This is a genomic window from Kitasatospora sp. NPDC059146, from assembly GCF_042786665.1.
In the GTDB taxonomy this organism is placed as follows: Bacteria; Actinomycetota; Actinomycetes; order Streptomycetales; family Streptomycetaceae; genus Kitasatospora.
Genome location: NZ_JBHZCY010000199.1, coordinates 1 through 11,191, shown reverse-complemented (window position 1 = coordinate 11,191; position 11,191 = coordinate 1). Strand labels below are relative to the sequence as shown.

General features: G+C 72.0%; 8 protein-coding genes and 1 tRNA gene. 5 read left to right on the top strand and 4 right to left on the bottom strand.

Annotated features, from left to right (window positions below):
- The first annotated feature begins 77 nt into the window (after positions 1–77).
- Positions 78–1,037, top strand: coding sequence for a LysR family transcriptional regulator (locus ACFXPX_RS41870; RefSeq protein WP_380525577.1), 960 nt, complete (start codon positions 78–80; stop codon positions 1,035–1,037).
- A gap of 13 nt (positions 1,038–1,050) precedes the next feature.
- On the opposite strand, the gene ACFXPX_RS41865 is transcribed toward ACFXPX_RS41870, so the two are convergent.
- Positions 1,051–2,061 (bottom strand): hypothetical protein, encoded by a 1,011-nt coding sequence (locus ACFXPX_RS41865; protein ID WP_375896317.1) that lies wholly within the window; start codon positions 2,059–2,061, stop codon positions 1,051–1,053.
- Positions 2,058–2,579, bottom strand: a complete 522-nt coding sequence (locus tag ACFXPX_RS41860; RefSeq protein ID WP_375896314.1) for a SigE family RNA polymerase sigma factor — start codon at positions 2,577–2,579, stop codon at positions 2,058–2,060. The genes ACFXPX_RS41865 and ACFXPX_RS41860 overlap by 4 nt, the downstream gene beginning before the upstream one ends.
- A 208-nt stretch (positions 2,580–2,787) precedes the next feature.
- Between ACFXPX_RS41860 and hrpA the strand changes: the two genes are divergently transcribed.
- A complete protein-coding gene (hrpA, locus tag ACFXPX_RS41855; RefSeq protein ID WP_380525578.1) occupies positions 2,788–6,768 on the top strand; it encodes an ATP-dependent RNA helicase HrpA in 3,981 nt (1,326 codons plus the stop codon).
- Positions 6,769–6,900: 132 nt separating this feature from the next.
- Positions 6,901–6,974, top strand: a tRNA-Asp gene (locus ACFXPX_RS41850).
- A 348-nt stretch (positions 6,975–7,322) separates the two neighbouring features.
- Here the strand turns inward: ACFXPX_RS41850 and bldC are convergent.
- Both bldC and ACFXPX_RS41840 read right to left on the bottom strand, forming a co-directional pair.
- Entirely contained in the window at positions 7,323–7,529 is a 207-nt protein-coding gene (gene bldC, locus ACFXPX_RS41845; protein ID WP_014137253.1) for a developmental transcriptional regulator BldC, read from the bottom strand.
- Between the two features lie 487 nt (positions 7,530–8,016).
- Positions 8,017–8,913, bottom strand: coding sequence for a hypothetical protein (locus ACFXPX_RS41840; RefSeq protein ID WP_375896309.1), 897 nt, complete (start codon positions 8,911–8,913; stop codon positions 8,017–8,019).
- Between the two features lie 207 nt (positions 8,914–9,120).
- On the opposite strand from ACFXPX_RS41840, the gene ACFXPX_RS41835 reads away from it, so the two are divergent.
- Positions 9,121–10,278, top strand: coding sequence for a Glu/Leu/Phe/Val dehydrogenase dimerization domain-containing protein (locus ACFXPX_RS41835; RefSeq protein WP_380525579.1), 1,158 nt, complete (start codon positions 9,121–9,123; stop codon positions 10,276–10,278).
- Positions 10,279–10,696: 418 nt separating this feature from the next.
- Positions 10,697–10,954, top strand: coding sequence for a DUF3073 domain-containing protein (locus ACFXPX_RS41830; protein ID WP_375896303.1), 258 nt, complete (start codon positions 10,697–10,699; stop codon positions 10,952–10,954).
- Positions 10,955–11,191 lie beyond the last annotated feature (237 nt).

Here is an 11,191-nt window from a genome sequence, read left to right as displayed (position 1 = left end):
CCCGAAAGCCCCCCACCCACCAACAGCCCCGCGCAGCGGCCTCCACCCCCCACAACGGCACCCGCTAGGGTGCCGAGGTGGATCTGGATCTGGCACAGGTAAGAGCCTTCACCGCAACCGCCGAAGAACTCCACTTCGGCCGCGCCGCCGGCCGCCTGGGCATCACCCAGCAGGGCCTGTCGAAGCGGGTGGCCCGCCTGGAGGCCGCCCTCGGCGTCCGCCTGCTGGAACGCGGCGCCCGCGGGGTGACCCTGACCGCACCGGGCACCCGGTTCCTGGAGCCCGCCCGCCGCCTGCTGTCCCAGGGAGAGCGGGCCGTGGCGGCGGTGGCAGGTGCCGGGCGGCCCCTGCGGATCGACGTGTGGGGCCACCTGTACGCCCCGATGCGCACCCTCGCCCAGGCGGTGGACGCGGCGCCGGGCCTGGAGGTGGAGCCGGTGCCCGGCCGCGACCTGCCCTCCGTGGCGGCCGCGGTGCTGCGCGGCGAGTCGGATGCCGGGTTCGGCCGGGTGCACGCCCTCCCCGGCGGCACCGATGCCGGTCTGACGCACCGCCTGGTCCGCCTGGAGCCGGTGGACGCCCTGCTGAGCGCCGACCATCCGCTGGCGGGCCGCGACGCCCTGGCCCCGACGGATCTGCGCGGCAGCGTGCTGCGCTACCCGGCGGCGGTGGACCGCCTGGACTTCCTGACCCGTTTCGCCACCCGGTTCGGCATCGACGGCCGGGTCGGTTCGACCAACCTCGGCCTGGAGCACTTCCTGGACCAGGTCGCCGCGGATCCGACCTGCTTCTCGCTGGTGCCGGCCGACGGCCCGCTGCCCGGCCGCCCGGGCGTGCGGACCGTTCCCCTGGCCGGCCCGACCCCCCTCTACGCCTGGTCGCTGCTCTGGCGCTCCGACCGGGACGCCGACCGGGGCCGCCAACTGGACTTCCTGCTGGGGGCGTTCACCGCGGAGGCGGCCCGCAGCCGGTGGCTGGAGTACGACCCGGCCCGGGACTGGCTCCCGGACGCCGACGAGGCCGCGCTCCAGCCCTGAGCTCCGGCCCCGCTCACCACCAGGCCTTCTGGGTCCGCAGCACCGATCCGTCGGCCGCGTAGGAGACGACGGTGTTGTTGCCGGGTGCCGGGATGCGGATGACGGCGTACCAGCGGACCGGGGAGTCGCCGACCGCCACCGGCTCCGTCTCGATGACCATGCCGCTCTCCCACTTGACCACGACCCTCTCGACCTCGGGCCGGGCCTTGACGACCACCATCTGCGGGCTGCCCCCCGTGTCGACGACGCGGTTGAGCCCGCGGCTGCCGATCACGGCACCCTGATCGTCCTGCGCCGTCCCGCCCGGGCCGGGAACCGGGTCGACGAAGTCGCCCGGCTGCCGTTTGCCGTCCACGGTCAGATAGACCTCGGCCCGGTCGGTGTTCGGGGTCCAGGGCTGGAGGCCGCCCCCCTGGGGGTCGTCCGGCAGGCGCGGGTCGACGGTTCTCCGCTCCTGCTGGATCAGCCGGGCCTGGGCCAGGCCGTCCGCCGCGGTGGGCGCGGCCGGCCACAGGGCGATCCAGGCTTCCAGGGCGTGGCCGCTCACCGTGCCTTCGTTGATCTTGACCCGCAGCGGCGAGAACGGGTCCCGGGCCGGCCGGGACGGCGAGGGCGTCGCGGAGGCCGTCGGGGCGGCTCCGGCCGAGGAGACCGTCGGGGACACCGGGGCCACCCCGGGCCCCGGCAGCTCCGGCGCCGACGGGGCGCCCGGAGCCGCCGGGGAGACGGCCGCCGGCGGGACCGCCGCCACCGAGGCGCTGCCGGCGCCCCGCCCGTACCCGCCGAACACCGTGCCCGGGCCGCCGATCAGCGTCCCCGCCCCGCCGACCGCGACGACCAGCCCGGCGACCGCCGCCCCGGTCAGCAGCCGGCGCCGCCGCAGCCGCCGCCGCCCGCCGGCCAGCAGCCGGTCGTACGGCACCGGCCCGGCCTCGACGCTGTCGGCCAGCTCGCCCAGCTCCCACGAGACCACGGCCTCGGCCGCCTCCACGTCCTCGTCCCCGGGCATGGACTCCGTGCTCATCTGCTGCTACCTCCGATGCTGGCCAGTCCGTTGAGTGAGGAGGACTCCCGCAGTTTGGCCAGCCCCCGGGCGGCCTGGCTCTTCACCGTGCCGACCGAGCAGTTCATCGCGGCCGCGGTCTGGGACTCGCTGAGGTCCTCCCAGTACCGCAGGACGACGGCCTCCCGCTGGCGCGGCGGCAGGGCGGCGAGGGCGCCGAGCAGCACGGCCCGGTCGTCCGGGTCGGGGCCGGCCGGGGCGGGCCGGTCGGGGAAGGCCTCGACCAGGTACTCGACCGGTCTGCGCCGGTACCGCCGGGCGTGCTCGTTGATCAGGATGCGGCGCACGTAGGCGTTCGGGTCGTCGGCCGCCCGGACCTTGTTCCAGTGCACGTAGGCCCGTTCCAGCGCCTGCTGGACCAGGTCCTCGGCGCCGTGCCGGTCCCCCGCCAGCAGGTAGGCCGTCCGCAGCAGCCGTGACCACGCACTGCCGGTGAACGCCCGGAACTCCTCGTCCCGTGCGGTCTCGTGGGCTCCCATGAGCACCTCCTCCCCCTCCAGAGTCCGGAACCGCCGTGGATCGTTGCCCGGCCCGTCGAAGGCGTTCCGCCCGGCCCGCCGGACGCGTTCCGCGCGGCCCGCGCGACCGGGGCGCCCGGCGTTCGCGATTGGGCACCGGCGGCTGTGACACTGGAGGGGCTCGAAAACCGAGGTGCGCTCCGCCGTGCCTCCTTGCGAACCTAGAGGGATGCCCGCAGTGAGTTCTCCCGCAGTCCAGTCCGCCTCCGTTCCCGCCGAGGGTCCCGGAATCGGTGAGCTGGCCGCCCGCCTGCCCGAGCTGACCCTTCGCGACGAGGTGCGGATCGGGCGCCGGCTGGAGGGGGCCCGCCGGGTCCGCAAGCCGGAGGCCCGTCAGCAGGTCGCCGCCGAGATCGCCGCCGAGATCGACCGCGCCGAGCTGCTGGTCGAGCAGCGCCGGGCCGCCGTGCCGAAGATCACCTATCCCGCCGAGCTCCCGGTCAGCCAGAAGAAGGACGACATCCTGGCGGCGATCCGGGACCACCAGGTGGTGATCGTCGCCGGTGAGACCGGTTCCGGCAAGACCACCCAGATCCCGAAGATCTGCCTGGAGCTGGGCCGCGGCGTCCGCGGCCTGGTCGGCCACACCCAGCCGCGCCGGATCGCCGCCCGCACGGTGGCGGAGCGCGTCGCGGAGGAGCTGGACACCCCGCTCGGCGAGGCGGTCGGCTGGAAGGTCCGGTTCACCGACCAGGTCGGCCGGGACACCCTGGTCAAGCTGATGACGGACGGCATCCTGCTGGCGGAGATCCAGACCGACCGGGACCTGCGCCAGTACGACACCCTGATCATCGACGAGGCGCACGAACGCAGCCTCAACATCGACTTCCTGCTCGGCTACCTCAAGCAGCTGCTCCCCCGCCGCCCCGACCTCAAGGTCGTGATCACCTCCGCGACCATCGACCCGGAGCGCTTCGCCCGGCACTTCGGCGACGCCCCGGTGATCGAGGTGTCCGGCCGCACCTACCCGGTCGAGGTCCGCTACCGCCCCGTCCTGGACGACGGCGACGACGAGGCCGACGAGGCGGACCGCGACCGCGACCAGATCCAGGCGATCTGCGAGGCCGCCCAGGAGCTCCAGGACGAGGGCCCGGGCGACATCCTGGTCTTCCTCTCCGGCGAGCGCGAGATCCGCGACACCGCCGACGCCCTCACCAAGCTGAAACTGCGCGGCACCGAGATCCTCCCGCTGTACGCCCGGCTCAGTTCGGCCGAGCAGCACCGGGTGTTCCAGCGCTCCAGCAGCCGCCGGATCGTGCTGGCCACCAACGTGGCCGAGACCTCGCTGACCGTCCCCGGCATCAAGTACGTGATCGACCCGGGCAACGCCCGGATCTCCCGCTACAGCCACCGCACCAAGGTGCAGCGGCTGCCGATCGAGGCGATCAGCCAGGCCAGCGCCAACCAGCGCAAGGGCCGCTGCGGCCGCACCTCGGACGGCATCTGCATCCGGCTCTACTCGGAGGAGGACTTCCTCTCCCGCCCGGAGTTCACCGACGCCGAGATCCTGCGCACCAACCTGGCCTCGGTGATCCTGCAGATGACCGCGGCGGGCCTGGGCGACATCTCCGCCTTCCCGTTCCTGGACCCGCCGGACTCGCGCAACATCAAGGACGGCGTCCACCTGCTGCACGAACTGGGCGCGCTGGACCCGGAGGAGAAGGACCCGCGCAAGCGGCTGACCGCGCTCGGCCGCAAGCTGGCCCAGCTCCCGGTCGACCCGCGGATGGCCCGCATGGTGCTGGAGGCGGACCGGAACGGCTGCGTCCGGGACGTCATGGTGATCGCCGCCGCGCTGTCCATCCAGGACCCGCGCGAGCGCCCGGCCGAGAAGCGCCAGGCCGCCGACGAACGGCACCGCCGGTTCACCTCGGAGACCTCCGACTTCCTGTCCTACCTGGCGATGTGGCGCTACGTCCGGGAGCAGCAGAAGGAGCTCTCCTCCTCGGCCTTCCGCCGGATGTGCAAGTCCGAGTTCCTCAACTACCTGCGGATACGGGAGTGGCAGGACGTCTACACCCAGCTGCGCACCGTGGCGAAGCAGTTGGGCGTGACGATCGAGGAGCCGCATCCCGACGCCGAGCCGGACGCGGACCGGATCCACCAGTCGCTGCTGGCCGGACTGCTCTCCCACATCGGCCTGTTCGACGTGGAGAAGCGCGAGTACGGCGGCGCCCGCGGCGCCCGTTTCGCGGTCTTCCCGGGCTCCGGCCTGTTCAAGAAGCCGCCGCGCTGGCTGATGTCGGCCGAGCTGGTGGAGACCTCCCGGCTGTGGGCCCGGATCAACGCGAAGATCGAGCCCGAGTGGGTCGAGCCGCTGGCCGGGCACCTGATCAAGCGCAGCTACAGCGAGCCGCACTGGGAGAAGAAGTCCGGTGCCGTGCTGGCCTACGAGAAGGTGACCCTCTACGGGGTGCCGATCGTCGCCCAGCGGAAGATCAACTACGGCCGGATCGACCCGGAGCTCTGTCGCGAGCTGTTCATCCGCAACGCGCTGGTCGAGGGCGACTGGGAGACCCACCACAGGTTCTTCGCCGAGAACCGCAAGCTGCTCGGCGAGGTCGAGGAGCTGGAGAACCGGGCCCGCCGCCGGGACATCATGGTGGACGACCAGACCCTGTTCGACTTCTACGACGCCCGGCTGCCCGAGGAGGTCGTCTCCACCCGGCACTTCGACTCCTGGTGGAAGAAGGCCCGGCACGAGCAGCCGGACCTGCTGAACTTCGAGAAGTCGATGCTGATCAACGACGCCGCGGACGGCGTCACCGAGGCCGACTACCCGGACCACTGGCAGCAGGGCAAGCTGCGCTTCCGGCTGACCTACCAGTTCGAGCCGGGCAGCGACGCGGACGGCGTGACCGTCCACATCCCGCTGCCGGTGCTCAACCAGGTCACCGCGGAGGGCTTCGACTGGCAGATCCCCGGTCTGCGGGAGGAGCTGGTCACCGCGTACATCAAGTCGCTGCCGAAGGCGATCCGGCGCAACTTCGTGCCGGCCCCGGACTTCGCCCGGGCGGCGCTGCGCGCGGTGAAGGACCGCCAGGAACCGCTGCTGCCGTCCTTGGAGCACGCCCTCAAGCGCCTGACGGCCGTCACGGTGCCCCCGGAGGCCTGGGACGACGAGCGGGTCCCGGAGCACCTCAAGGTGACCTTCCGGGTGGTGGACGGGAAGCGCCGGCTGGCCGAGTCCAAGGACCTGGAGGAGCTGCGGCTGAGGCTCAAGCCCAAGCTCAAGGAGACGCTCTCCTCGGCCGCCTCCGGGCAGGGCATCGAGCAGAGCGGGCTGACCGCCTGGCCGGCCGGGCTGCCGGTGCTCCAGCGCACCTTCGAGCAGCGCTCCCGCGGCCACTCGCTGCGCGCCTACCCGGCGCTGGTGGACGAGGGCGCCACGGTCGGCGTGAAGCTGTTCGACACCCCGCCGGCGCAGGCGCAGGCGATGTGGGCGGGCACCCGCCGGCTGCTGATGCTGACCACCACCTCCCCGGCCAAGTCGATCCAGGGCCGGCTGGGCAACCAGGCCAAGCTGGCGCTCTCGCACAGCCCGCACGGCTCGATCGCCGCCCTGTTCGAGGACGTGGTCGCCGCCGCGACGGACCGGCTGATGACGCTGTCCGGCGGCCCGGCCTGGGACGAGGCGGCCTTCGCCAAGCTGCACGACAAGGTGCGGACGGACCTGTACGACCTGTCCGCGGACACCACGCTCAAGACGGCCACCGCGCTGATCGCCTTCCACAAGGCCTCGACCCGGTTGAAGTCGGTGAGCAGCCCGGTGCTGCTGAACGCGGTGAACGACGTCCGGCTGCACCTGGCCTCGCTGGTGCACCCGGGCTTCGTGACCGCCACCGGCTGGCAGCGGCTGCCCGACCTCAAGCGCTACCTGCTGGCGGTGGACCGCCGGCTGGAGGCGCTGCCCAACCACCCGCAGCGGGACGCCCAGCAGCTACTGAAGGTCCAGCAGGTGCAGCAGGCGTACGGGGAGCTGCTGGCCGCCGTGCCGGCCGGGCAGCAGCCCTCCGCGGAGGTGCTGGCGATCCGCTGGATGATCGAGGAGCTGCGGGTCAGCTTCTTCGCCCAGGGGCTGGGCACGCCGAGCCCGGTCTCGGAGAAGCGGATCACCAAGGCGATGGAGGCGGCCCGGGCCACGCTGTGACCCGGGCGGCACCGCTGAGCTGCGGGTGCGCCGTGGGGCCCTCAGGAGCCAGTTCGACCTGGGGGCCCACCATGGGCTACAGTCTGTCTTGTTCGCAGCGCGGCAAGCGGGTGAACGAGATCAGAACACTCTGGTCCTGTGGAGCAGTTGGTTAGCTCGCCACCCTGTCAAGGTGGAGGTCGCGGGTTCAAGTCCCGTCAGGATCGCCGCAGTGCGAGAGGCCCGGAATCGTCAAGGTTCCGGGCCTCTCGCGTTTGGCCGTACGGCCCTTACTCCGCACCGGATCCGGACCACAAGTGGTTGAACGCGTGACGGTCGTCACCCGCACCCCCGTGAAACCGCCCTCGAAACGACCCGTTCCGGACTCCACTAATTTAATATGTAAAATTGCACTGTTATTCACTGTAAATCCCCCCCGCACCATGCGCACCGAATCGTTATCCGGAGTTCAGCATTCCGACCGTTGGGGGGCCGTCGCCGGGTATGACAAAGGGGCCGCTTACCGGACCCGGCGGAGTCCGGTAAGCGGCCCCTTCGAAAGAGCCTTTGGCCTATCAGGCCTCAGTGCGCTGAGCGGGAATCCCCGCCAGCAGAGCGCGCACCTCCGCCTCACGGTAGCGGCGGTGACCGCCGAGCGTGCGGATCGACGTGAGCTTGCCGGCCTTGGCCCAGCGGGTGACCGTCTTCGGGTCCACGCGGAACATGGTGGCAACCTCTGCCGGCGTCAGCAGCGGCTCAGCATCAGGGGTACGAGCGGTCATGAGCGGCCTCCTCGGGAGAACCGAACCAGGGCGGTTCTATCCTTCAAATTCTGCACCTTGGCCCGCGATGCCCGAAATGGCATAGACGGGCCGAGTCGGTTATAGGACGAACGGCTTGTCCTGGTGTCTACAACTACACCATCCGTCCAGCCCTATCGACCAAACCGCCAAAATTGACCCCTCACGGGTTCAAGGCCGACGGATGGCGATGGACCACCCCATAACGGACAGTCACACGGCCGTGACGTCCGGTTACGAGGGGACCAGACCCTCCGTTTCCCCGTAAAGCACGCATCGACTCCAGAACCACCCAAAAGTGGGCACGCTCACGTGAAGTTGGGCTGGTTGTCCCATTTTTGCACATAGGGGTTAGTTCGCGTCAACGGTGAGTAGTGTCACGTTCGACAGCTATTGACCCGAACCGGGACCTTGGTCGGCACCGTTGTGGACCAAAGACCTCTGACAGTCATACACGGGAGGTCCGACGTCAGTTCGCGTGCCGCAGCGCCAGCACCCGCTGCCACCGCCCCGTCAGCTCCCCGTACGCCCGCAGCGCCTCCGCGGTGTCCCCGGCCCGCAGCGCGCGCAGCCCGTCCTCCAGCTCCCCCGCCGAACGGTCCGCCAACAACCGCTCCGGCCCCAGCAGATGCACCAGCCCCCCGTAGTCCAGCTCCACCAGCGAGCGCGGATGGAACTCCTCCAGCCACCGCCCGACCCGCTCCGCCCCGCGCACCAGCTCCCCGTCCGGCACCGCCTCGCGCAGCGCCCGGTAGGCCCGTGCCACCCGGCGCCGCGCCTGGGCCATCGGCACCAGGTAGAACAGCGCCGCCGGCCTCCCCCGCTCCCCCTCCTCCGTGCCCGCTCCCCCCGGAACGAAGCACCGGTCCTCGTCCCCGAACGGCAGGAACCAGCGCACCGGGACCTCCCACCGGCTGGTGAGGATCCACGGCCGGGCGTCCGGGTGCCCGGCCAGCCAGCGCTCCCGGTCCGCCTCGGCGGCCGCCCGGGTCACCGGCGGCACCGCGGTGTCCACCAGCGCCACCGGGGCCCCCGCCCGCAGCTCCTCCAGCGCCTGCCAACTGCGCAGCCTGGTCGCCCACGGGCACACGTACAGTACGCCGTCCACGGTCCGCAGGTACGCCCGGCCGCTCTCCTGCTCCGGCAGCGCCCGGGGCGTGCGGGCGGCCAGCTCCACCAGGGCGGCCCGCTGCTCCTCCAGCACCGCCGCCGCGACCGACTGCTCCGCCGCGGCGGCGTCCGGCCCGTGCTCCGCGGCGTAGGCCTGCCAGTGCGCCCGCTCGGGCTCCGGATAGGCCGCCAGCGGCTCGTAGACCCGCAGGTGGGCCGCGTAGGGCGGCAGTACGGAGGTGCGCACGACGGTCACGTCCTGCATGGTCGCACGCGCCGCCCGGCCCCGGGAGGGCGCGACCCCGAACCGTTCGCGCCCGGACTCCGGCCCCCTCGCGTCTCACTCCTCGGACAATGGGCACAAGCTCGGACAAGAGGGCCGGTCGGGCCCGCGCGCGCGACTACGCTTTCGCCCCAGACGCCCGCACCACAGCAGCGGGCCCTCGATACTGGAGTCACCACAGTGACCGACGTACAGACCCCCGCCACGCACCCCGCACCCGGTGTGCTCAGCAGGATCTTCCGGACCGAGCAGGACGGCGCCCCCGGCGACGGCCACGAGCAGGTCGTCCTCTGCCACGACCGCAGCTCCGGTCTCAAGGCGATCATCGCCATCCACTCCACCGCGCTCGGCCCCGCCCTCGGCGGCACCCGCTTCTTCCCGTACGCCTCCGAGGAGGCGGCCCTGGAGGACGCGCTGAACCTGTCCCGCGGCATGTCCTACAAGAACGCGCTGGCCGGGCTCGACCTCGGCGGCGGCAAGGCCGTCATCATCGGCGACCCGAACAAGGACAAGAACGAGGCGATGCTCCGCGCCTACGGCCGCTTCGTCGAGTCGCTGCGCGGCCGCTACATCACCGCCTGCGACGTGGGCACCTACGTCCAGGACATGGACGTCGTCGCGCGCGAGACCGAGTTCGTGACCGGCCGCTCGCCCGAGCACGGCGGCGCCGGCGACTCCTCCATCCTGACCGCCTTCGGCGTCTTCCAGGGCATGCGCGCCAGCGCCCAGGCCCGCTGGGGCCAGCCGACCCTGCGCGGCAAGCGGGTCGGCGTCGCGGGCGTCGGCAAGGTCGGCCACTACCTGGTCGGCCACCTGGTCGCGGACGGCGCCACCGTCGTCGTCACCGACCCGTTCGAGGCGGCCGTCAACCGGGTGCGCGCCGCCCACCCCGAGGTGGAGGTGGTCGCCGACACCGCCGCCCTGCTCCGGGCCGAGCTGGACGTCTACGCCCCGTGCGCCCTCGGCGGCGCGCTGACCGACGACGTGGTCGCCGCGCTCGGCGGGTTCGGCACCTCGATCGTCTGCGGTGCGGCCAACAACCAGCTGTCCCACCCGGGCGTCGAGAAGGACCTGGCCGACCGCGGCATCCTCTACGCCCCCGACTACCTGGTGAACTCCGGCGGCGTGATCCAGGTCGCCGACGAGATCGACGGCTTCAACTTCGAGCGGGCCAAGAACAAGGCCACCAAGATCTTCGACACCACCCTGGAGATCTTCACCCGGGCCGCCTCCGACGGCATCCCGCCGGCCGTCGCCGCGGACCGCCTGGCCGAGAAGCGGATGCGCGAGATCAGCGCGCTGCGCACGGTCCTGCTGCCGGGCTCGCGCCGCGGCTGATCCGGCGGGCCGGTCCGGCTCCGCCCGGACCCCCTCCGGATCCCTCCCGGGCGCCTGATGCGCGGGGGGCCGCCACCTCCGGCCCCCCGCGCATCACGATGTGGAACCGGATTCTCACTTCTGCGTCCGATCAGGTGATCCAACGCCCCCGTAGGGGGGATAATCAGTCCTGGAACGACGGACCCGAGACACCTCTGGACAGCGTGCAAATCGCCGCAAAACCTCCCCTGACCTGGGAAGACCTGGTCTCGGGTGCGGTCAGTGCGCGCCACGTCACAACCACGACGTACCGTCCAGCGGCGGAAACAGGTACCGTTAATGCTCCAAGGGACGGTCCTCCCATTCGGGCAGGCCGGTCCTGATCATGAACACGTGTCAGACTCGGGGCCGTGAGCCCCATCGTTGAGGGGGTCGACCCATGGGGCGCGGCCGGGCCAAGGCCAAGCAGACGAAGGTCGCCCGCGAGCTGAAGTACAACAGCGGCGGGTTCGATGCTAACCGTCTGTCCAACGAGCTGGGCGCATCGCCGTCCACCGCTCCGATCGACCCTGAGCCGATCGAGGAGGTGGAGGACGACGACCCGTACGCGGAGTACGCCGCCCGCTACGCCGACCTCGACGACGAGGACGACAGCGAGCCGGGCACCGGGCCGTCGCAGGCCTCCCGCCGCTCGTAACCGCAGCTTCGCCTGACCGGTCCTGACGCCCCTGGGCGCCGGACCGGTCTTCGGCGTTGCTGTGTTGGTCGCCCCTCGCCTCCGGGGCGCTCCGACCCGGTGCCGACGGTCGGCGCTCCCTCGCTCGTTCCTCGCTCCCTCGCTTCTCCCTTTCGGCACCGGCGCGCCCCTTCGGCTCGGGGCGGCTGACGGCCGGTCGGACGCGCAGAGGCCCCCTCCGGTGCACCGGAGGGGCCC

What these genes read in the sequence shown, in the direction of transcription:
- ACFXPX_RS41865 (WP_375896317.1), bottom strand. Translation starts at nt 2,061, where the DNA reads ATGAGCACGGAGTCCATGCCCGGGGACGAGGACGTGGAGGCGGCCGAG.
- ACFXPX_RS41860 (WP_375896314.1), bottom strand. Translation starts at nt 2,579, where the DNA reads ATGGGAGCCCACGAGACCGCACGGGACGAGGAGTTCCGGGCGTTCACC.
- hrpA (WP_380525578.1), top strand. Translation starts at nt 2,788, where the DNA reads ATGCCCGCAGTGAGTTCTCCCGCAGTCCAGTCCGCCTCCGTTCCCGCC.
- bldC (WP_014137253.1), bottom strand. Translation starts at nt 7,529, where the DNA reads ATGACCGCTCGTACCCCTGATGCTGAGCCGCTGCTGACGCCGGCAGAG.
- ACFXPX_RS41830 (WP_375896303.1), top strand. Translation starts at nt 10,697, where the DNA reads ATGGGGCGCGGCCGGGCCAAGGCCAAGCAGACGAAGGTCGCCCGCGAG.